General features: G+C 57.0%; 20 protein-coding genes and 2 pseudogenes. 16 read left to right on the plus strand and 6 right to left on the minus strand.

The window, feature by feature from the left end; genetic code table 11:
* The first annotated feature begins 68 nt into the window (after positions 1-68).
* The 4 genes from seqA to D9980_RS01620 all read left to right on the plus strand — a co-directional run bounded on the left by seqA (position 69) and on the right by D9980_RS01620 (position 3,468).
* Positions 69-611, plus strand: coding sequence for a replication initiation negative regulator SeqA (gene seqA, locus D9980_RS01605; RefSeq protein WP_121606204.1), 543 nt, complete (start codon positions 69-71; stop codon positions 609-611).
* A 77-nt stretch (positions 612-688) separates the two neighbouring features.
* Complete coding sequence (gene pgm / locus D9980_RS01610) at positions 689-2,332, plus strand: phosphoglucomutase (alpha-D-glucose-1,6-bisphosphate-dependent) (protein ID WP_024483168.1); 1,644 nt, start codon at positions 689-691, stop codon at positions 2,330-2,332.
* Positions 2,333-2,521: 189 nt separating this feature from the next.
* On the plus strand, positions 2,522-3,160 hold the full coding sequence (locus D9980_RS01615; protein WP_024483167.1) for a PadR family transcriptional regulator: 639 nt from the start codon (positions 2,522-2,524) through the stop codon (positions 3,158-3,160).
* A complete protein-coding gene (locus D9980_RS01620; RefSeq protein ID WP_024483166.1) occupies positions 3,160-3,468 on the plus strand; it encodes a DUF3861 domain-containing protein in 309 nt (102 codons plus the stop codon). The genes D9980_RS01615 and D9980_RS01620 overlap by 1 nt, the downstream gene beginning before the upstream one ends.
* Here D9980_RS01620 and kdpE read toward each other — a convergent pair.
* The 6 genes from kdpE to D9980_RS01650 form a co-directional block, all read right to left on the minus strand.
* A complete protein-coding gene (gene kdpE / locus D9980_RS01625; protein WP_024529329.1) occupies positions 3,465-4,154 on the minus strand; it encodes a two-component system response regulator KdpE in 690 nt (229 codons plus the stop codon). The two genes, D9980_RS01620 and kdpE, sit on opposite strands and share 4 nt — an antisense overlap.
* Before the next feature lie 18 nt (positions 4,155-4,172).
* Entirely contained in the window at positions 4,173-6,866 is a 2,694-nt protein-coding gene (gene kdpD / locus D9980_RS01630) for a two-component system sensor histidine kinase KdpD (protein WP_121606205.1), read from the minus strand.
* An 80-nt stretch (positions 6,867-6,946) separates the two neighbouring features.
* A complete protein-coding gene (gene kdpC / locus D9980_RS01635; RefSeq protein ID WP_121606206.1) occupies positions 6,947-7,516 on the minus strand; it encodes a potassium-transporting ATPase subunit KdpC in 570 nt (189 codons plus the stop codon).
* An 18-nt stretch (positions 7,517-7,534) separates the two neighbouring features.
* The gene (kdpB, locus tag D9980_RS01640) at positions 7,535-9,604 is read right to left on the minus strand and encodes a potassium-transporting ATPase subunit KdpB (RefSeq protein ID WP_121606207.1); all 2,070 of its coding nucleotides are present in this window, start codon (positions 9,602-9,604) and stop codon (positions 7,535-7,537) included.
* A gap of 25 nt (positions 9,605-9,629) precedes the next feature.
* A complete protein-coding gene (gene kdpA, locus D9980_RS01645; protein ID WP_024483161.1) occupies positions 9,630-11,318 on the minus strand; it encodes a potassium-transporting ATPase subunit KdpA in 1,689 nt (562 codons plus the stop codon).
* Positions 11,318-11,407 (minus strand): K(+)-transporting ATPase subunit F, encoded by a 90-nt coding sequence (locus D9980_RS01650; protein ID WP_037375124.1) that lies wholly within the window; start codon positions 11,405-11,407, stop codon positions 11,318-11,320. The genes kdpA and D9980_RS01650 overlap by 1 nt, the downstream gene beginning before the upstream one ends.
* Before the next feature lie 432 nt (positions 11,408-11,839).
* Between D9980_RS01650 and D9980_RS01655 the strand changes: the two genes are divergently transcribed.
* The 12 genes and pseudogenes from D9980_RS01655 to nei all read left to right on the plus strand — a co-directional run bounded on the left by D9980_RS01655 (position 11,840) and on the right by nei (position 22,179).
* Complete coding sequence (locus D9980_RS01655; RefSeq protein ID WP_024529334.1) at positions 11,840-12,046, plus strand: YbfA family protein; 207 nt, start codon at positions 11,840-11,842, stop codon at positions 12,044-12,046.
* 122 nt (positions 12,047-12,168) lie between these two features.
* Positions 12,169-13,122 (plus strand): 2-thiouracil desulfurase family protein, encoded by a 954-nt coding sequence (locus D9980_RS01660; RefSeq protein ID WP_121606208.1) that lies wholly within the window; start codon positions 12,169-12,171, stop codon positions 13,120-13,122.
* A gap of 15 nt (positions 13,123-13,137) precedes the next feature.
* Positions 13,138-14,562, plus strand: a complete 1,425-nt coding sequence (gene phrB, locus D9980_RS01665; protein ID WP_121606209.1) for a deoxyribodipyrimidine photo-lyase — start codon at positions 13,138-13,140, stop codon at positions 14,560-14,562.
* Between the two features lie 22 nt (positions 14,563-14,584).
* Positions 14,585-15,565 (plus strand): MBL fold metallo-hydrolase, encoded by a 981-nt coding sequence (locus tag D9980_RS01670; protein WP_121606210.1) that lies wholly within the window; start codon positions 14,585-14,587, stop codon positions 15,563-15,565.
* A gap of 17 nt (positions 15,566-15,582) precedes the next feature.
* Positions 15,583-16,326: a type 2 GTP cyclohydrolase I gene (locus D9980_RS01675; RefSeq protein WP_024483156.1), complete on the plus strand. Its 744-nt coding sequence runs from the start codon at positions 15,583-15,585 to the stop codon at positions 16,324-16,326.
* A gap of 224 nt (positions 16,327-16,550) precedes the next feature.
* On the plus strand, positions 16,551-17,207 hold the full coding sequence (gene pxpB / locus D9980_RS01680) for a 5-oxoprolinase subunit PxpB (RefSeq protein ID WP_024483155.1): 657 nt from the start codon (positions 16,551-16,553) through the stop codon (positions 17,205-17,207).
* Positions 17,201-18,126, plus strand: a pseudogene (gene pxpC / locus D9980_RS01685) (5-oxoprolinase subunit PxpC). The gene pxpB and the pseudogene pxpC overlap by 7 nt, the downstream one beginning before the upstream one ends.
* Positions 18,123-18,859, plus strand: a pseudogene (gene pxpA, locus D9980_RS01690) (5-oxoprolinase subunit PxpA). The pseudogenes pxpC and pxpA overlap by 4 nt, the downstream one beginning before the upstream one ends.
* 66 nt (positions 18,860-18,925) lie before the next feature.
* Complete coding sequence (locus D9980_RS01695; protein ID WP_021805279.1) at positions 18,926-19,657, plus strand: DUF969 domain-containing protein; 732 nt, start codon at positions 18,926-18,928, stop codon at positions 19,655-19,657.
* Positions 19,654-20,661, plus strand: a complete 1,008-nt coding sequence (locus tag D9980_RS01700) for a DUF979 domain-containing protein (protein ID WP_024483152.1) — start codon at positions 19,654-19,656, stop codon at positions 20,659-20,661. Before D9980_RS01695 ends, D9980_RS01700 begins: the two co-directional genes overlap by 4 nt.
* Before the next feature lie 8 nt (positions 20,662-20,669).
* Entirely contained in the window at positions 20,670-21,314 is a 645-nt protein-coding gene (gene pcp / locus D9980_RS01705; RefSeq protein ID WP_021805277.1) for a pyroglutamyl-peptidase I, read from the plus strand.
* Positions 21,315-21,387: 73 nt separating this feature from the next.
* Complete coding sequence (gene nei, locus D9980_RS01710) at positions 21,388-22,179, plus strand: endonuclease VIII (RefSeq protein WP_121606211.1); 792 nt, start codon at positions 21,388-21,390, stop codon at positions 22,177-22,179.
* The last annotated feature ends 38 nt before the right edge of the window (positions 22,180-22,217 follow it).

Below are 22,217 nucleotides of genomic sequence, written 5' to 3' on the forward strand. Positions count from 1 at the left end.
ATAATCCCATGGCTTGAATGCACCAATTGGCTTCAGGTTCATAAGTAGAAAAAACGTACTGGATAAAGATGAAAACTATTGAAGTCGACGAAGAACTTTACCGCTATATTGCCAGCCACACGCAACATATCGGTGAAAGTGCGTCTGATATTTTACGGCGTATGTTGAAGTTTACCGCAGGCCAGCCTGTGCGCACTGCCCCTGTGGTTGCCAGTGGCCAGGCAGAGCCGTCAGCGGCTGCTGTTGCCGCACAGCGTCCGCGCGATCGCGTGCGTGCGGTGCGCGAGCTGCTACTGTCGGACGAATATGCCGAACAGAACAAAGCTGTAAATCGTTTTATGCTGGTACTTTCCACCTTGTACACCCTCGATGCGGCGGGCTTTGCTGCGGCAACGGATTCGTTGCATGGCCGTACCCGTACCTATTTTGCTGGCGATCAGCAAACGCTGTTGGCCAACGGAACGCATACCAAACCCAAGCATGTGCCAGGTACGCCTTACTGGGTGATCACCAATACCAACACTGGTCGTAAACGCAGCATGATCGAACACATCATGCAGGCCATGCAGTTCCCAGCGGAACTGATCGAGAAAGTTTGCGGCACCGTCTAATTTAGCGAACAGCCCGTCACGGTGGCCGTAAGCGACTCATTGCCCGGCCACAGTACTGGCATTTTAGGGAGTAGTCGATGGCTAATGACCCACGTGCCGGGCAACCCGCTCAGCAAAGTGATTTGATCAACGTAGCCCAGCTGACGTCGCAGTACTATGTGCTGCAACCAGAGGCCGGTAATGCTGCACATGCGGTGAAATTCGGTACCTCAGGGCATCGTGGCAGCGCGCTTCGTCAGAGCTTTAACGAAGCACATATCCTGGCGATCGCTCAGGCCATTGCCGAAGTGCGTCGTCAGCAGGGCACCACAGGCCCTTGCTACGTGGGTAAAGACACCCATGCGCTGTCCGAACCCGCCTTTATTTCCGTGCTGGAAGTGCTGACCGCCAACGGCGTTGACGTGGTGGTGCAGGAAAACAACGGCTTTACGCCAACCCCTGCCGTGTCACACGCTATCTTGTGCTTCAACCGTAAAGGGGGCGCACAGGCAGACGGCATCGTGATTACGCCTTCGCATAACCCACCTGAAGACGGCGGCATCAAATATAACCCGCCAAACGGTGGCCCAGCCGATACCAACCTGACTTCCGTGATTGAAAAGCGTGCCAACGAACTGCTGAGCCTCAAGTTGCAGGGCGTGCAGCGTCAATCGCTGGATAAAGCCTGGACTGGCGGCCATCTGCATGCGCAGGATCTGGTGCAGCCTTACGTGGAAGGGCTGGTGGATATCGTCGATATGCCAGCCATTCAGCGTGCGGGCATGAAACTGGGCGTTGACCCGCTTGGCGGTTCTGGTATTGCCTACTGGCAGCGCATTGCCGAGCACTATAAGCTGGATCTGACGTTGGTGAATGATTCCATCGATCAGACCTTCCGCTTTATGCATCTGGACCATGACGGCATCATCCGTATGGACTGCTCGTCCGAATCGGCAATGGCTGGCCTGCTGGCCCTGCGCGACAAGTTCGATCTGGCGTTTGCCAACGATCCTGACTATGACCGCCACGGTATCGTCACGCCTGCGGGCCTGATGAACCCGAACCACTACCTGGCCGTTGCCATCAATTACCTGTTCCAGCATCGCCCGCAATGGGGTGCCAACGTTGCCGTAGGTAAAACGCTGGTTTCCAGCGCGATGATTGACCGCGTTGTGGCCGATCTGGGCCGCAAGCTGGTGGAAGTGCCGGTCGGCTTCAAATGGTTTGTTGACGGCCTGTTCGACGGTAGCTTCGGTTTCGGCGGCGAAGAGAGCGCCGGTGCTTCGTTCCTGCGCTTCGACGGCACGCCTTGGTCTACCGATAAAGACGGCATCATCATGTGTCTGCTGGCGGCCGAGATCACCGCCGTTACCGGTGAAAACCCGCAGCATCACTATAACGATCTGGCCAAACGCTTCGGTGCGCCAAGCTACAACCGTATCCAGGCTCCGGCAACCTCCGCGCAGAAAGCGGCGTTGTCCAAGCTGTCACCGGAAATGGTCAAGGCCAGCACGCTGGCGGGCGATCCTATTACCGCGCGTCTGACGGCAGCTCCGGGTAACGGCGCTTCCATCGGAGGTCTGAAAGTGATGACCGACAACGGCTGGTTTGCCGCTCGCCCCTCGGGTACCGAAGAGGCTTACAAGATTTACTGCGAAAGCTTCCTGGGTGCCGAGCACCGCGAGAAGATCGAGCATGAAGCGGTCGAGATCGTCAGCGAAGTGTTAGCTTCAGCCAAGTAATCTCTCCTTCGATAATGAAAAGGCGCTGTTTTTACAGCGCTTTTTTTATGCCTGCAATTTAGATATATCTAATTTCAGGTTACCTCTTGCGCATTTAGATATATCGATCTAGATTAGAGCCATCGACGTGGTTTAGATATATCTAAATGCGTCGATGCTCATATCATCAATCAAGAGGTAACAACCATGATGTTTAATCGATTTGCACGCCACCACGACCAACGGGAAGAGGGGCATTGCCACCACCGCCGTGGCGGCCGTCATCATTTTGCTGGCCGCGGGGAACACGGCCGTGGTGGTGAAGAACATGGCCGGGGCGGTCGCGGGCGTCATCGCCTGTTTGAGCACGGCGATCTGCGTTTGGTGCTGCTGGCGCTGGTAGAGCGTAAACCTAGCCACGGCTACGAGCTGATCAAGGCGATCGAAGAGGCTTCTTCCGGCCTGTATGTGCCAAGCCCAGGCGTGATTTACCCAACCCTCACGCTGTTGGAAGAGCAAGACTTCCTGGAACCCGCGGTGGCTGGCAATGGCCGTAAGAGCTACCAAATTACCGAACTCGGCAAGCAGGAGCTGCAAAAGCATCAGGCGGCCATCGAAGTGATTTTTGCTCGCCTGGCTGGCGCAGGGCGTGACCATCGCCATGAGGGCAATCTGGCCGAAGGGATCTCCGAAGTGATGAATCGCCTGCGCTATCTGCTGCGCGGCAACATGATGCGTGCGGATTTGTCTCAGGAGCAGGTCGGGCGTATCAATCAGGCACTACTGACCGCCGTGGAAGCTATCGAAGCCGAAATGGTATCGCCAAAACAGCCACAGGAGGATAACTGATGCCAGGTCACCGTTTCCGTATTACCGTAGAAGCCCTGACAGACCGTAAAGGTGAACCCGTCGACAAGCCGGAGTTGGTGTTTGAGGTGGAAAATCACGACGATATTCTGGCCATTGTTGAGCGCATTCAAGGGCGAGAGGATCTGAACTTTGGCGAACAGAACAGCGCGGCCTTTGCCGTCGGGCTCAAGCTGTTCTCTGAAGTGATGATAGAAAACCGCAAGCATCCGCTGTTTGAGCCACTGCGTGACTCGTTTAAAGAATTTATGATCGGTCTGAAAAAGGGGCCCACATCGTCGCAGGATTAAGGCATAAACCGATAGCCGACGCCGGTCTCAGTGAGCAGATGCCTGGGCCGCGCCGGATCGGCTTCCAGCTTTTGCCGCAGATGGCCCATATAAATGCGCAGATAGTGGCTGTGTTCGACGTAATTGGGTCCCCAGACGTGGCTGAGTAGCTGCCGCTGGGTGATCACCTTACCGGAGTTGGCCAGCAACTCGGACAGTAAACGGAACTCGATGGGCGTCAGATGCAGATCTTCACCGTTACGCAAGACGCTGCGGTTGATCAGATCGACGGTGATATCGGAGAAGCTGACCAACGGGCTTTCCTGTTGGCTATTGGCGTGGCGGCGTAGCGCAACCCGCACCCGGGCCAGCAGTTCACCAATGCCGAACGGCTTGCTCAGATAGTCATCGGCCCCCGCATCCAGCGCGGCAATCTTGTCCTCTTCGGCATGGCGAGCGGAAAGGACAATCACCGGCACGGCGCTCCATTGGCGCAGATCGCGAATGTAGTCCAGCCCGTCGCCATCGGGTAACCCCAAATCAAGAATGATCAGATCCGGCTTGCGCGTGCCGGCCTCTATCAGCCCACGCTGCAAGGTTTCACTTTCAAACACCCGTAACCCTTCGCTCTCCAGCGCGGTGCGCACGAAGCGACGGATCTCTTTCTCGTCTTCCACAATCAGAATGTTAGTCGGTGATGTGGTCACGGGGCCTCTACTCTTGGGTTACAAGTCAAAATCTGCTCCATCCAGTTCGGGGGGCTTTTCCAACGGCAGCATAAAGTGGAAACTGGCTCCGCCTTCGGCGCGGTTCTCCGCCCAGATGCGGCCGCCGTGTACTTCAATAATGGCACGACAAATCGCTAACCCCAAACCGACGCCGGGGATCGCCGATTCTTTATTGCCACGGGAGAACTTGTCAAATATCAGTTGGGTCTGTTCCTCCGGGATGCCGGGGCCATTATCCCAAACCTCCACTTCCAGCCAGTCCTTAACTGCGTGGGCGCGGATCCCGATGATAGCATCGGCACCGGCATATTTATTGGCATTTTCCACCAGGTTGGTGAATACCCGCTCTAACAGGCTGCCATCACAGTTGATCAATACCATCTCTGATGGCAACTCCACCTTTATCTCGTGCAATACCAGCAGTGGTTCCAGCATATGCAGCGATGCCCCGACGATCTCTTCCAGCGATTGCCACTCTTTACGCAGGTTAAAACCACCGGACTGAATGCGCGCCATATCCAGCAGATTGTTTACCAGGCGTGTAGTACTGAGCACCTGCTGGCGGATTTGGCTGGCCTGTGGGGCGTGGCTGGAGCCTTCGGTGGCCAGATCCAGCGTCAGGATCTCTGCCTGACCAAACAGCACGGTAAGCGGAGTACGCAGATCGTGAGAAAGGGCGGCCAGCAGCGAGTTACGTAGCTGTTCGCGTTCGGCATCCAGCTTGGCCTCTTCGGCGCTGCGGGCCAGATGCAGGCGCTCCAGCGCGCTGGCGATCAGCACCGCAAAGGTCTGTAACAGGCGCTGTTGCTCTGGCACCATCAGCTGACGCAGGTTGTTCGGTTCAATCGCCAGCAGGCCAAAGGTCTGTTTGGAGGTGCTGAGCGGCAGCAGTTGGTACGGCACGCCGGGCAGGGTGTCGGTACCGGCCCCGGCGGGTAAGCCTTTGCCATAGCTCCAGCGGGCGATGGCTTCATCCACCGACAGCAAGCCACCTTCTTCACCCACCATCTGTTGCAGGGAGCCATCCTCCTGCGGTAGCAGCAGCACGGTTTTGGCCTGGAAGCTGCTGGAGATAAAATGACGGCTGGTTTTGGCAATATCTTCTCTGCTCAACGCCTGGCTGAGCCCACGGGACATCTCATATAAATGGCGCGCCCGTTGTTCGCGATAGCGTGCCACTCGGGCCTGATAACGCACCCCGGCGGTCAGATTACCAATGGTGATACCGACGGTCAGCATCACGGCAAAGGTCAGCAGATATTGCATATCACTGACGGCGAACGACCATTCGGGCTGTACAAAGAACAGATCGAAGCTGGCGACGTTGATCACCGCGGCCAGCACCGAAGGCCAACGGCCAAAGAACAGGGCGACAAGTGCCACGCCCAGCAGGTAAACCATCACCAGGTTAGCCGAATCAATGCCCGGTAGTAGCCATTGCGACAGCAGCGTGATGATGGCACATAAAATGACGGCAACGGCGCAGCCCCGCAGCTGGAATCGCCATTTTTCGCTAAAGGTGCGGTTATCATGCTCTTTGGCCTGCGGCTGTGGCGTATCGTTTTCCAGCGCTACAATCACCAGATCGAGATCAGGTCCAAGCTGGCCAAGGCGATCGGCAAAGCTGCCGCGCAGCTTCCAGCGCTGTTCGCCACGGCGGCCAATAATGATTTTGCCCAGGTTATGTTCCCGGGCATAGCGCAGTACCGCACGTTCTTCAGAAGGGTCGGAAAGGGTGGCGGTTTCAGCCCCTAATTCTTGCGCCAGCCGCAAGGCCCGCAGGATGGCTCGCCGTTGGTTCTCCGGCAGGCGGTGCAGCTTGGGGGTTTCGACATACACGGCATGCCAGTGGCAACCGAGGCGTGCCGCGAGCCTTGCCGCGATGCGCACCAGTTTTTCGCTACCGCTGTTATGGCCGACGCACAGCAGGATGCTGTCTCGGGTGTGCCAGACTTTTTCACGCCCCTGGTTATCGCGGAAGGCCCGCATTTGGTCGTCAACACGGTCGGCGGTACGGCGTAGTGCCAGCTCACGTAGAGCGATCAGGTTACCTTTACGGAAGAAATGCTCGATGGCGCGCTCGGCCTGGCCTGGGATATAGACCTTGCCTTCGTTGAGCCGCTGACGCAGATCGTCTGGGGGCAAGTCCACCAACACCACTTCGGTGGCCTCGTCAAACACGTGGTCAGGCACGGTTTCCCTGACGCGAACTCCGGTGATACCGCCGACAACGTCGTTCAGGCTTTCCAGATGCTGGACGTTAACCGTGGTCAGTACATCGATACCGGCATCCAGCAGTTCGTCTACATCCTGCCAACGTTTGGGATGGCGTGAACCCTGGGCGTTACTGTGTGCCAGCTCATCCATCAGGATCAGGGCCGGATGGCGTGCCAAAGCAGCATCAAGGTCGAACTCCTGTACCTGGCGGCCACGATGTTGGATGCGTTTTGCTGGCAGGATCGACAGCCCTTGCAGCAACGCCGCCGTTTCCTGGCGGCCGTGGGTTTCCACCACGCCAATCAGCACGTCCAGCCCCTGCGCCCGTTGCCGCTGGGCCTCCTGCAACATGGCATAGGTTTTTCCTACCCCGGCACAGGCCCCGAAGAAGACCTTTAGCTTACCGCGTGGCTTTTCATTGGCTAACGCCAGCAGGCTGTCTGGGTCGGGGCGTTGCAGTTCGTCATCCACCATCAGAGTTCCTTGTTTACCCATGCAAAGCGGGTTCGGCAATGCCGAACCCTTTATTTAGCTACGTTTTATCACGTCTTTAGTTATTTCAACGCATCCAGCGCCATATTCAACTTCAGCACGTTGACCACCGATTCCCCCATAAAATTGGGCGTGGCGCGCTCGGTATTTTCATCAATCAGCTTGGCAATTTGTTCCTGTGGCAACTGACGAGCGTTGGCGACACGCGCTAACTGGTACTTGGCGGCGGCCAGCGAAATCTGCGGATCCAGGCCACTGCCGGAAGCGGTCAGCAGATCGACCGGGATCGGCCCGCTCATCGTCGGATTAGCCTGGCGCAGCTGCGTAGCCCGCTCACCGATCGCTTTATCCAGCGCCGGGTTGGTGGCGGCCAGATTACTGCCGCCGGATGCCATCGCATTATAGGCCGAATCGCTGGTGGCAGAAGGGCGCCCCCAGAAATAACCCGGCTGGGTAAAATTCTGGCCAATCAACGCCGAGCCGACCGCTTTATCCCCTTGATAGAGCAACGAGCCGTTGGCCGCCCCGCTGAACAGCAACTGTGACAGCCCAGTGGTGAGTAATGGATAAGCAATACCGGTGATCGCCGTCAGCAGGATCAGCATAACCAAAGAAGGACGTAAATAAGACATCATGAATTCCTTATTTTCTTAGCCGGCCATATTCAGCGCGGTCAGCAGCAGGTCGATCAGCTTGATACCTACGAACGGCACCAGCAGGCCACCCACACCATACAGCCACAGGTTACGACGCAGCAGTGCGGCGGCGCTCATTGCCTTATAGCTCACCCCTTTCAACGCCAGTGGGATCAGGAAGACGATCACCAGAGCGTTGAAGATCACCGCCGACATAATCGCCGAGGCGGGGGAGTGCAGTTGCATTACGTTCAGCGCATTCAACTGCGGATAGGTTGCCGCGAAGGCCGCCGGGATAATGGCAAAGTACTTTGCCACATCGTTGGCGATACTGAAGGTGGTCAGTGAACCGCGCGTCATCAGCATCTGCTTGCCGATATGCACCACTTCGATCAGCTTGGTCGGGTTGGAGTCCAGATCGACCATGTTGCCCGCTTCCTTGGCTGCCTGCGTCCCCGAGTTCATGGCAACCGCCACGTCGGCCTGCGCCAGTGCTGGGGCGTCGTTGGTGCCGTCGCCGGTCATCGCGACTAGGCGTCCTTCCGCCTGATACTGACGGATCAGCGCCAGTTTGGCCTCTGGCGTGGCTTCCGACAGGAAGTCATCCACACCAGCTTCGGCTGCGATGGCGGCGGCCGTCAGGCGGTTATCCCCGGTGATCATCACCGTCTTGATGCCCATCTTGCGCAGTTCGGCAAAGCGTTCTTTAATCCCGCCTTTGACGATGTCTTTCAGCGCCACCACCCCTAATACGCGTGGCCCTTCGGCGACTACCAACGGCGTACCGCCGGTACGAGCGACGCTTTCCACCAACTCGTCTACCGCACGCGGGAAGTGGCCATTGTTGGATTCGACGTGGCGGCGAATGGCGTCCACCGCCCCTTTACGGATCATCCGGTCCTGCACGTTGACGCCGCTCATGCGGGTTTGCGCAGAGAAAGGCACGAAGGTGGCATTCAACGCCTGCAAATCGCGTTCGCGCAGGTTGAAGCGCTGCTTGGCTAGCACCACGATACTGCGGCCTTCCGGCGTTTCATCGGCTAACGAAGAGAGTTGGGCGGCATCGGCCAGCTCTTGCTCTTTTACCCCGGGTGCCGGCAGGAATTCTGATGCCTGACGGTTACCGAGGGTGATGGTACCGGTCTTGTCCAACAGCAATACGTCAACATCACCGGCGGCCTCAACGGCGCGCCCGCTGGTGGCGATCACGTTGGCACCCAGCATACGGCTCATCCCGGCGACGCCGATAGCGGACAACAGCCCACCGATGGTGGTCGGGATCAGGCAGACCAGCAAGGCCACCAACACGGTGATCGACACTATGCTGCCGCTGCCTGCGGCTTCCACACTGTATTGCGAGTAAGGGAACAGGGTAGCGGTCGCCAGTACAAACACGATAGTCAACGCCACCAGCAAAATGGTCAGCGCCACTTCGTTTGGGGTTTTACGGCGTTTAGCGCCTTCGACCATAGCGATCATGCGATCGAGGAAGGTTTCCCCCGGGTTGACGCTGCACTGCACCACCAGCCAGTCGGACAGGATACGCGTCCCGCCGGTCACGGAGGAGAAGTCACCGCCGGATTCACGGATCACCGGTGCAGATTCACCGGTGATGGCGCTTTCATCGACCGAGGCGCCGCCTTCCAGCACTTCGCCATCGCAAGGGATGGTGTCACCGGCTTCCACCAGCACGATATCCCCTTTACGCAGGCTCTCGGCCGAGACTTTCTCGGTGGCCCCATCACGTTTCGGCGTGGCGAGTTTCTTCGCCCAACTGGTTTTCTTGGTGCCCTTCAGGCTTTCCGCCTGAGCCTTGCTGCGTCCTTCCGCCAGCGCTTCGGCGAAGTTGGCGAACAGTACGGTAAACCACAGCCACATAGCGATGCTGCCGGTAAAGGCAGCGCTACCTTCGGCGTTGCCTGAAAGCACCGCCAGCCAAATGGCTGAAGTCAGGATACTGCCGAGGTACACCACGAACATCACCGGGTTACGCCACTGAACGCGTGGGTCCAGCTTTTTCACCGCATCGATCAGCGCGGTACGCATCAGTGCCGGTTCAAACAGTGCGCGTTGTTTGCGAGTCATCTTGTTCTTCTCTCTGTTATGACTGTTAATTGGCCAACCACAGTTGTAAATGTTCGGCTACCGGGCCTAGTGCCAGTGCAGGAACGAAGGTCAAGGCACCGACCAGCAGGATGGTACCGACCAACAGGCCGATAAACAGTGGCCCGTAGGTTGGCAGCGTGCCGTTGCCCGCCGGTTGGCGTTTTTTGACACACAGCGAACCCGCAATGGCCAGCACCGGCAGGATCACCCCGAAGCGGCCAACAAACATCGCCAAGGCCAGCAGCAGGTTGTAGAACGGCGTGTTGACGCTCAGGCCAGCAAAGGCGCTACCGTTGTTGTTGGCTGCCGAAGAGAAGGCATACAGCACTTCACTGAAGCCATGCGCCCCTGGGTTGAGGATGCCAGCACGGCCAGCGTCGGTAGCAATCGCCAACGCGGTGCCCAGCAGTACCAAGGTTGGCGTCACCAGGATTGCCAGCGCGGTCATCTTCATGTCATAAACATCGATCTTCTTGCCGAGATATTCCGGCGTGCGGCCAATCATCAGCCCGGCGATAAATACCGTCAGCAGCACGAACAGCAGCATGCCGTACAGGCCGGAACCGACGCCGCCGAACACCACTTCGCCAATCTGCATCAGCCACATCGGCACCATGCCACCCAGCGCGGTAAAGGAATCATGCATGGCGTTGACGGCACCGCAGGAGGCCGCAGTGGTTACCACCGAGAACATGCTGCTAGCGAGAATGCCAAAGCGGGACTCTTTACCTTCCATATTGATGTTGCTGCTACTGCCAAGTGCGCTCAGATGCGGGTTGCCAGCCAGTTCAGCATTCATCACCACGATCACCGCAACGATAAAGATCAGCGCCATGGCCCAGATCAGCGCGTGACCCTGACGGTTTTCACCGGCCACCTGACCAAAGGCGAAGCACAGGGCGCAAGGGATCAGGAAGATCGCCAGCATCTGTACAAAGTTGGTCAATACGGTTGGGTTTTCAAACGGATGCGCCGAGTTGGCACCGAAGAAGCCGCCACCGTTGGTGCCGAGCATCTTGATTGCTTCCTGCGAGGCCACTGGCCCCATCGGCAAGGTCTGCTGTGCCCCTTCCAGCGTGGTCACATGCAGGTAAGGCAGAAAGTTCTGCAATGTCCCCTGGCTGACGAAGAACAGCGCGATCAGCAGCGACAGTGGCAACAGCACATACAGGGTAATGCGCAGGATATCGATCCAGGCGTTACCGATGGTGGCGCTGGAACGACGTGCAAAGGCCCGGATCAGGGCAAAGGCAACGGCGATACCGGTGGCGGCAGACAGGAAGTTCTGTACCGTTAACCCGGCCATCTGGCTGAGATAGCTGAGGGTATTTTCCCCACTGTAGGCCTGCCAGTTGGTATTGGTGACGAAGCTGACGGCGGTATTGAACGCCAGATCCCAAGATAAACCGGGGAACCCTTGCGGGTTGAGCGGTAAGGAACCCTGTGCCATCAGCAGCACCAACAGCAGCACCAAACCGAGGATATTGAACCACAGGATCGCCAGTGCGTATTGCCACCAGGTCATCTCGGCGGTGTCATTACCGCAGCAACGCCAGACGGCTGCTTCCACATGGCGCAGCACCGGTAGTGGCTCACCCTCGATCAGGCGAGCTATAAAGCTGCCCAGGGGACGAGCCAGCACCAGAAGCACCAGCACAAAGCTGGCGATCAACAAGAAGGCTGAAGCTGCCATCAGAAGTCCTCCGCATTAAACAGGGCATAAACCAGATAGCCCAACAGCAGCAGGACCAACAGCGCACCACCAATAACGCTGAAACTCACGGGACACCTCCAGAGGTGTTGTTTTTGATAGCCTGAGTGTAGGGGGGGCAGTAGAAAGAAGATGAAAAAATAGCGGGGCCGGGTGTAAAAAAAGTATAAAAATGATTGAAATAACGGCAGAAAATGGCGATTTTACACGCAGTGAGGGTGTGGGCGGATGGGTTGTTGGCGTAAAATCCGTTAAATGACCCCTAGCAACGCCAAGAAACCACAATGTAACCAATGTTAAGTTAGTTATTAACCTTGATGTAACAAAATTACGTTGTGGAGGCCTTTTTTGTGCTCTTTTTGCGCAATTTAGTGGTCTGATGAGTTGTAAAATTACACCATGTGCGGTAATATTTTGCTCAGTTTCCAATTGACCATCATTTATCGTTTTTGCATTGCGTCAGGTCCTGACAACCTGGCGCGGATGTTTTTAAGGAGGTTCGTATGTCTAACTACCAAGCCTATCCGTTGCATCGGGTCCTCCTGCGCCGTAGCGCAGTGATTCTGGTCGGTGTTCTTGCTTTGCCGGTGATGCTGTTCCGTGCCGATCGCGCACGTTTTTACAGCTATTTACACCGCGTCTGGTCAAAAACCAGCAATAAACCGGTCTGGCTGCAACAGGCAGAAACGGCGTCCTGCGATTTTTATTAATCCTGGCCCGTCGCACTACTACGAACCCTCGCCCCTCTGGCGGGGGTTTTTGCGTTTTAAGCCGCAGTAACGCATTAACTCCTCTACACTTCTAGCATTAACCGGTTGATGGGAGACAAGATATGAGCAACAAGATCCCTATCGGGATCAGCGCCTGCCTGTTGGGCAGCGCGGTGCGTTTCGATGGTGGCCATAAACGCTGCGAATTTGCCGTGGAACAATTGGCACCCTATGTAGAGTTTGAGCCGATTTGTCCCGAAATGGCGATTGGCTTGCCAACGCCACGGCCTGCGCTGCGTTTGGTTAAAAGCCAACAGCAGACGCGGCTGCTCCACAGCAATGACCCCAATGTAGATCTTACCGAACGGATGCAACAGTTCTCCGAGCTTCGGGTTAGTCAGTTGCAACATTTATGCGGCTACATAGTCTGCGCAAAATCGCCTACTTGCGGTATGGAAAGGGTCAAGCTCTGGGACGAGAACGGCCAGGGGGCGCATAAAAGTGGCGTCGGGCTGTTTGCCGCCGAGCTGCTTCAGCAAATGCCGTGGTTGCCGGTAGAAGAAGACGGTCGTCTGACCGATCCCGTGCTGCGGGAAAACTTTGTCGAACGGGTGTTTGCCCTTTATGAACTGAATATGCTGTGGCGCCAGGGGTTAACTCGTGGCGGGCTAATTGCTTTTCATAGTCGTTATAAACTTTCACTGCTGGCGCATTCACAGCCAGAGTACCGGGAGCTGGGGCGTTTCGTCGCAGATATCGAACGCTGGGAATCGCTGGAGGCTTTTGCGGTGGAATATCGCCAGCGCCTGATGAGGCTGTTGCAACACAAGGCGACCCGGCGCAACCACACCAACGTCTTGATGCATGTGCAGGGCTACTTCCGCCGCCAGCTCAGCAGCTCTCAGCGCCAGGAACTGGCCAGGCTTATCGACCACTATCGCCAGGGCATGCAACCGCTGCTGGCACCGATTACGCTGTTAAAACATGACATGGCCGAATATCCTGATAGCTATCTGGCGCAACAGCGCTATTTTGAGCCCTACCCGGAGGCGCTGCGCCTGCGCTACGGCCATTAACCCGCAAGGAGTGTTATGACCACGCATCTGGTCTGGTTGCGTAACGATCTGCGCATTACGGACAATAAAGCCCTCTCTGCCGCCTGTAGCGATCCGCAAGCCAAGGTGCTGGCGGTATTTATCGCCACCCCCGCGCAATGGCGCCAGCACCATATGGCACCACGTCAGGCGGCGTTTATCCACGCCAATTTGCTGCATGTGCAAGCGGCTCTGGCAGCTCGGGGCATTGAACTGATTTGCCATCAGGGCGACGATTTTGCCGGTTCGATTAACTGGCTGGTGGAGTTCTGCCAGCGCCAGCAGGTCACGGCCCTGTTTTATAACCGTCAGTATGAAATCAATGAGCGTCAACGTGACGCCCGCCTTGAGCAGGCATTGACCGGGCAGGTGAGTTGCCACAGTTTTGATGATAGCCTGCTGTTGCCCCCCGGCAGCGTGCAAACCGGCAACGGCGAGATGTACAAGGTGTATACGCCTTTTCGCAAAGCTTTTCTCCAGCGGTTGACCGAGTCCGATGTGAGCTCTCTGCCAGCCCCACGCCCACGTGGGGAAGCCGTTGGTTTTACCGCAGCGGTGGCATTCGATTATCCTTTGGCTGAGGTGGGAGAGAGTTATCCCGCAGGCGAAGAGGCTGCATTGCACAGGCTGCGTGCTTTCTGCCGCGAGCAGGTGCAAGACTATGCGACACAGCGCGATTTGCCCGCTATTGCCGGCACCAGCAATCTGTCACCCTATCTGGCTATTGGCGTTCTCTCCCCCCGCCAGTGCGTCAACCGCCTGCGCGTCGAGTGCCCCGATGTGCTGGAAGATCCGCAAAGCGGTGCTTTCTGTTGGCTTAATGAGCTGATCTGGCGAGAATTTTATCGTCACCTGATGGTGGCGTATCCTGCGTTATGCAAGCACCGTCCCTTTATCACCTGGACGGATAAGGTATGCTGGCAAAGCAACGACGCGGGATTACTCGCTTGGCAACAGGGCAATACCGGTTACCCGATTGTCGATGCTGCCATGCGTCAGCTCAATCAAACCGGCTGGATGCATAATCGCCTGCGGATGATCGTGGCCAGTTTCCTGGTCAAGGATTTGCTGATCGACTGGCGCGCCGGTGAACAGTATTTCATGTCCCAATTGCTGGATGGCGATCTGGCTGCCAACAACGGTGGCTGGCAGTGGGCCGCTTCTACCGGTACCGATGCCGCACCTTATTTCCGCATCTTTAACCCGACCACTCAGGGCGAACGTTTTGATCCAAAAGGCACTTTTATCCGTAAATGGTTGCCTGAACTGGCGGATGTACCGGACAATGAGCTCCATCAACCCCATCGCTGGGCGGAAAAGCAGCAGCAGGTTCTGCATTATCCGCCGCCGATAGTCCAACACCAGCAGGCTCGGCTGGAGACGTTGGCGGCTTTTGAAGCGGCCAAGCGAGGGGGACTTTAAAGTAACAGCAAGGAGCTTCCTGATGATGAAGAAACTACTGGCCCTGTGCCTGGGCGGCTATTCCGCGTTGGCCGTGGCCGGTTTTGACGTAGTGGCGCTGGGCGTCGACGGTGGCGTCAGCGACGGCAATCTGACTTCTTATCTGATCCGCAGTGATAGCCAGACGCAGTATCTGGCACTGGATGCCGGAACGCTGCTGCCGGGGATTGCCAAAGGGCTGGAAAAGGGCAGTTTTCCACAGGTCACGCCCGAGCTGGCCTCTCCCTTCACCCCTCAGGGCTATATTTTCCGTCAGCTGATTGGCGGTTACTTCATTAGCCACGGCCATCTGGATCACGTCGCTGGGTTGATCCTCGGTTCACCGGAAGACAGTAAGAAAACCGTTTATGCGCAGGCCGATACCGTATTGACGCTGCGCAATCATTATTTTAACTGGAAAGCCTGGCCTAACTTTACCGATGCCGGTAATGGCTCGCGGCTGGGTACTTACCGTTTGCAAACGGTGCGCCCGCTGCAGCGAGTCACCCTGGGCCTGACCGGTTTGAGCGGGGTGATGTACCCACTTAGCCACGATCGCTACCCCTCTTCGATGTTGCTGGTGGCCGACCGTGAAGGCTCATTTGCCTACTTTGGCGATACCGGGCCGGACGCGCTGGAGCAGTCACGTAATCTGGATAGCGCCTGGCGCGAGCTGGGGCCGCTGGTTGAGCAGAAGAAGCTAAAGGGCATGATTATCGAAACCTCTTACCCGAACGAGGTGGATGACAAACACCTGTATGGTCATCTGACCCCGGCCTGGCTACTGAAGGAGCTGAAAAACCTCCAGCAGTACAGCGGCGGAGAGGGATCGTTAAAAGATCTGCCGGTGATCATCAGCCACATCAAGCCCAGCCTGAAACAGGGGGAAGATGTGCGTGCTACCATCAAGCAACAGCTGGATCAGGGCAACGATCTGGGCGTGAAATTTATCCTGATGGAACAGGGCGATCGGCAACAATTTTGAATGAGAGTGAGATGACTATGCGTAACCTCGATCTGGAACATCTGATCAACAGCGAACTCAACTGTGCGGCCTTCCAGGACTACGCGCCAAATGGCTTGCAAGTGGAAGGGCGGGCACATGTGCAGCGCATCGTGACGGGAGTGACGGCCTGCCAGGCGTTGTTGGATGCGGCGGTGGAACATCAGGCGGATGCCATACTGGTGCATCATGGTTACTTCTGGAAAAACGAAGCACCCGCGGTACGCGGCATGAAGCGTAACCGGCTGAAAACTCTGCTGAGCAACGATATCAACCTGTATGGCTACCACTTGCCGCTGGATGCACACCCGGAACTGGGTAATAACGCGCAGTTGGCAAAGGCGCTGGGCATCCGCGTGATCGGCGAGATCGAGCCTTTGGTGCCGCACGGAGAATTTGAGCAACCGCTCAGCGCGGGTGAACTGCAACAGCGTATCGAAAGCCGTCTTGGCCGCGCGGTGTTGCACTGTGGCGATAATGCTCCGCAGGCAATCCGTCGGGTGGCCTGGTGTACCGGTGGCGGCCAGGGATTTATCGACAGCGCGGCGCGATTTGGCGTTGATGCGTTTATCAGCGGTGAAGTTTCTGAGCAAACTATTCATACGGCGCGGGAGATGGGGGTGCACTTTTTTGCCGCCGGCCATCACGCGACGGAACGTGGTGGGATCAAGGCGTTAGGTGAGTGGTTAGCGCAACATCACGGCTTTGACGTCACCTTTATCGATATCCCCAATCCGGCCTGATTTGCCTATGGGTTCGGTAAAACGAACCCTTTAGCGCTGCTAATCCCTTATATTCCCGAAGGTTGCTCTCTTGACAGCCGACGTTACGTCCCGCATAACTGATACGCTTTTCAAATAATAAAATACCCTGTGAACTTCAAGTTGCTACCCAGCGACCCGCTCATTCGTTCGTGAGCGGTCAGTCATGCTGCGGCTTGAAACACGACGAGTATAAGGAGATAGGGGTGCAACGAGCACAATATTACCTGCTAGGGGAACGCGCTGTAGTGCTTGAATTGGCACCCCCGGTGACGCTGCAAAGTCAGCAGCGCATCTGGGCATTGGCAGAAAAGTTGAATCACCATACTGACGTACGGGAAGTGGTGCCGGGAATGAATAACCTGACGCTGTTGCTGTATACGCCGCAGGCTGATGCCGAGGCGATGCTGGAACTGCTGCGTCAAGGATGGGAGGGTAACGAAAGCCTGGTGCCAGAGTCCCGCGATGTCGATATCCCGGTGATCTATGGCGGCGAATATGGCCCCGACCTGGATGAGGTGGCGCGCCATACCGGCATGACGCCGCAACAGGTGGTGGAATGCCATTCGTCCACCGCGTATGTGGTTTATTTCCTGGGCTTTCAACCTGGTTTTACCTATCTAGGGGGGATGCCGGAGCGTCTGGCCACTCCTCGCCGAGCGGAACCGCGCCTGTCTGTTGCTGCGGGTTCTGTGGGGATCGGTGGCGGCCAGACGGGGATCTATCCGCTGGTTACACCAGGTGGTTGGCAACTGATTGGCCGCACGCCGCTGGCGCTGTTTAATCCTAATGAAATGCCGCCGACGCTGCTGCGCCCAGGCGACAACGTGCGCTTTGTGCCGCAAAAGGGGGGCGTATGCTGAAGATCTTGCGAGCCGGTATTTACACCACCGTCCAGGACCTGGGGCGTAACGGTTTTCGGCGTTTGGGTATCAGCCAGGGCGGTGCTCTAGATATCCCCGCGCTGAAAATAGCCAACCTGCTGGTGGGCAACTCGCCCGAAGCGGCCGGGTTGGAGATCACGCTGGGGCAATTCAGTGCCGAATTTACCCATAATGGGTGGATTGCGCTGACCGGCGCGGGCTGCGATGCTCAGTTGGACGGCAAATCTTTGTGGACGGGCTGGCGCTATCCGGTAAAAAAAGGCCAGCAACTGACGCTGAAAATGCCTAAACGCGGGATGCGCAGCTATCTAGCGGTGTCTGGCGGCATCAACGTGCCGGAGATGCTGGGCTCACGCAGCACCGATCTGAAAGCGGGCTTTGGTGGACTGGAAGGCCGACAGTTGAAGGAAGGCGACCTGCTGCCAGCGGGTAAGCCGCAGGCGCTGCCGACTACGGTTATCGGCGTGAAACAGCCGCTGTTCAGCAACCGGATCAGGGTGTTGACCGGGCCGGAATATGACGAGTTCAGCCAACAGGCACAGGATGACTTCTGGCGTACCGCCTGGCAGCTCAGCCCGCAGAGTAACCGCATGGGTTATCGCCTGCACGGTGGCAGCGCTCTGACGCGCACCACTGAACGGGAAATGCTCTCCCATGGCCTGATACCCGGTGTCATCCAGGTTCCACACAACGGCCAGCCGATCGTCTTGATGGCCGATGCTCAGACTACCGGGGGTATCCGCGGATTGCCTGTGTGATCGAGGCCGATCTGTTCCACTTGGCGCAGATCCGTCTGGGGGATGCGCTTCACTTTATCCCCTGCACCCTGGCAGAGGCGCAGCGCGCCAAGGCCGAGCAGGATCACTTTATTCAACAGATTGCCTGGGGGGTTCAATGATCGTCGATTTAAATGCCGATCTCGGTGAAGGTTGCGCCAATGATGAAGCGTTGTTGCAGTTGGTCAGCTCGGCCAATATTGCCTGCGGTTTCCATGCTGGGGATGCCCAGACCATGCGCCAATCGGTGCGCTGGGCGTTGCAATACGGTGTGGCGATTGGTGCCCATCCCAGTTTCCCGGATCGGGAAAACTTCGGCCGCACCCGGATGCAGTTACCGGTAGAAACGGTGTATGCCCAAGTGGTGTATCAGTTGGGTGCGTTGGCTGCCATTACCCGTGCTGAAGGCGGCGTGATGGTTCATGTGAAACCGCACGGCATGCTCTACAACCAGGCGGCGGTGGAGCCGGAATTGGCCGAAGCCATTGCTCGCGCGGTGTTGGCGGTAGACCCTTCGTTACGCTTGGTGGGGCTGGCTGGCAGTGAGCTGATCCGCGCAGGTGAAAAACTGGGGTTGGCGACGCGGCAGGAAGTATTTGCCGATCGCGGCTATCAGGCCGATGGAACATTGGTGCCTCGTGGGCAACCAGGAGCACTGATCGCCAGTGATGAACTGGCATTGCAACAGACGCTGGAAATGGTTCGCCACCAGCGTGTACGAACCGTTGAGGGGGCTGGGCCTCCGTCAAGGCTGAAACCGTTTGCCTGCACGGCGACGGGGAACATGCACTGGCCTATGCCAGGAAGCTGAGAGAGAGCTTTGCTCAGCAGCAGATTGGCGTCAGCGCCGCATAAAAAAATAATGACTACAGCAAACACAACATTGCCCGCAAGACTGAGGGCGACAAGAGGGAAGTGAATATGGAACAAGCGGTAAACCTCTGGCCACTGATAGGCATCGCTGCCATCGTGGTTGGATTTGTATTACGTTTTAACCCGGTGCTGGTGGTGATCGCCGCCGGTATTATCACCGGGCTGGCGGCGTTGATGCCGCTGGATGTCATTTTGGAAAAGCTCGGCGAGGGCTTCCTCAATACCCGTAACCTGCCGCTGATCCTGCTGTTACCGCTGCCGATTATCGGGCTGTTAGAGCGCCACGGTTTGAAAGAACGTGCGCAGGCGTGGATTGCCAAAATCAAAAGCGCCACCGCCGGGCGTTTACTGATCGTCTACCTGTTTGTGCGTGAAGTAACGGCGGCAATGGGGCTGACCAGCCTGGGCGGCCAACCTCAGATGGTACGTCCGCTGTTGGCACCGATGGCGGAGGGGGCTACGGAAAACCGCTATGGGGAACTGCCGGAGCGTGTGCGCTATCGTCTGCGGGCAATGTCTGCCGCGACCGATAACGTCGGGCTGTTCTTTGGTGAAGATATTTTTGTCGCCTTTGGCGCGATCATCTTTATGCATAACTTTATGCTGGAATCCGGCGGCATTCAGACCGAACCGCTGCACATTGCGCTGTGGGGGATCCCAACGGCGATCTTTGCCTTCCTGATCCACTCGTTCCGTTTGTACCGCATGGACAAACAACTCAACGCTGAACTGAGCAAACTTAACCAGGCTGCGTTGCAGGCCAAGGGAGAAGGCCAATGATATTCCAACAACAATATCTCTATTGGCTGGCGGGTGCGGTATTACTGATCGTCGCCGCGATGTCGTTTGGCGATAAGGCCAACCCACGTCGTATCTCTACCGGTCTGTTCTGGGCCTTGTATGGATTGATCTTCCTGGTGGGGGATTGGACCTATGGGCTATTTGGCTCAGGGGCTGAAGCCAAACGTCAACTGCATATCACCGTGGGCGTGCTGGTGGTGGTGATGGCTTTAATCGCCGGTTTTGGCGGTGTGCGTCTTGGTAGCTATCATCAGCGCAGCCAGCAGGAGCGCGAAACCAGTGCCAAACGCCTGGGCAACCGTCTGTTTATACCGGCTCTGGCGATCCCTGTCGTCACGGTGATTGGCGTGCTGCTGTTCAATAACATCCCAGCCTTGCAACAGGCGGTGTTTGGCAGCGGTAACCACTCCACCTTGATCACGTTGTTCTCCATGACCCTCGGCTGTTTGCTTGGCCTGGTTATTGCGGTGAAGATGACCCGTGAGAAAATGTCGCAGCCAGTGCAGGAAGCTCGTCGTCTGCTGGATTCCATCGGCTGGGCCTTTATCCTGCCGCAAATCCTGGCTACTCTTGGCCTGCTGTTCACCGTTGCGGGCGTCGGCACGGCTATCTCCCATTTAACGCAGGAATACCTGGCGGTAGATAACCGCTTTATCGCCGTAGCGGTGTATGCCATCGGCATGGCCGTGTTGACCATGATCATGGGGAACGCGTTTGCGGCTTTCCCGATTGTCACTGCGGGTATCGGTATCCCGATCCTGGTACTGCAACACGGCGGTAACCCTGCGGTGATGGCGGCTATCGGCATGTTCTCCGGCTATTGCGGCACGTTGATGACGCCAATGGCTGCTAACTTTAATATTGTACCGGCGGCGTTACTGGAGTTGCCGGACAAGAATGCGGTCATCAAGGCGCAGATACCGACCGGGGTCACGTTGCTGCTGGTTAACGTATTCCTGCTTTATTTCCTGATGTTCCTCTAGGAGAACGCATGCAGAAAGTATTGATTACCGGCTTTGAGCCGTTTGGCGGCGAGCGTGTCAACCCATCCTGGGAGGTGGTGAAGCAGCTTAACGATCTGGAGCTTGGTGGGGCGCACATTATCGCGCGCCAGCTACCTTGCGTCTTCGGAGAGGCGTTGACTGTGCTGAACGCGGCCATTGACGAAGTTCAGCCAGCGATGGTGTTGGCGATCGGCCAGGCGGGGGGGCGTACTGACATCACGCTGGAGCGCGTCGCTATTAACGTCGATGATGCGCGTATTCCCGATAATCAGGGACAGCAGCCGATCGATCAGGCCATTGTGGCAGATGGCCCGGCGGCCTATTTCAGCACCTTGCCGATCAAGGCGGTGGTGAATGCGATGCGTGAAGCTGGCATTCCGGCCTCGGTATCACAAACTGCCGGGACCTATGTCTGCAACCATGTGATGTACGGTCTGTTGCACCGCTTAAGCGGGCAGCAGGCGGTGAAGGGCGGCTTTATCCATATCCCTTACCTGCCTGAGCAAGCGGCACAGCATCCTGGTGCCCCGAGCATGGCAGCACAGACGGTGCTGTTTGCTTTGGAAATGGCAATTTCGATTGCCTTGCAGGTAGAGCATGACTTGAAAGTGGTGGGTGGCGCCACGCACTGAGGTCATTTATGCTACCTCCATGTTAACCCTAGGGTTCGGCTTGCCGGACCCTTTTCAATCAAGGAGTTTGTCTATGCCAGAAGGGCCGGAGATCCGCCGGGCGGCAGATAAGCTGGCGGCGGTGATGATCGAGCAACCACTGACCGAAGTCTGGTTTGCTTTCCCGCAACTGAAACACTATCAGGCCGAGCTGGTCGGTGAACGTATCACTGCCATCGAACCGCGTGGTAAAGCCTTGTTAACCGATTTCTCCAACGGTTTGACCATGTACAGCCACAACCAGCTCTATGGCGTGTGGAAGGTGGTGCGGGCGGGCGAAACGCCAGAAACCAAGCGCGATTTGCGGGTGCGATTGGAGACGGCCGAGTGGGCGATTTTGTTGTACAGCGCTTCGGATATCACCATTGCGCCGCGCGGTGAGATCGAGCAACACCCGTTTTTAAAACGTATTGGCCCTGACGTGCTGGATATGGCTCTGACCGTAGAGCAGGTGGAACAGCGGTTGTTATCGCCGGCGTTTTGTAAGCGCCAGTTAGGCGGGATGTTGCTGGATCAGTCTTTTCTGGCTGGCCTGGGCAACTACCTGCGAGCCGAGATTTTGTGGCAGGCAGAACTGGCACCCAAGCATAAACCGCAGGATCTCACCCCTGATGCGCTACATCAGTTGGCGCAGGCGCTGTTGGATATTCCACGTATTTCATATCAGACCCGTGGTCAGGTAGATGAAAATCGCCATCACGGCACGCTGTTCAGCTTCAAGGTGTTTCATCGCAGCGGTGAGCCTTGCCCGCGCTGTGGGGCAATGATCGAGAAAACGGCGCTATCTTCGCGACCGTTTTATTGGTGCCCGGTTTGCCAGAAGTAACCCATAAAAAAACGCTGCCAGTGGGGCAGCGTCAAGTC

This window comes from Serratia sp. 3ACOL1 (assembly GCF_003668775.1).
Lineage (GTDB): Bacteria > Pseudomonadota > Gammaproteobacteria > Enterobacterales > Enterobacteriaceae > Chania > Chania fonticola.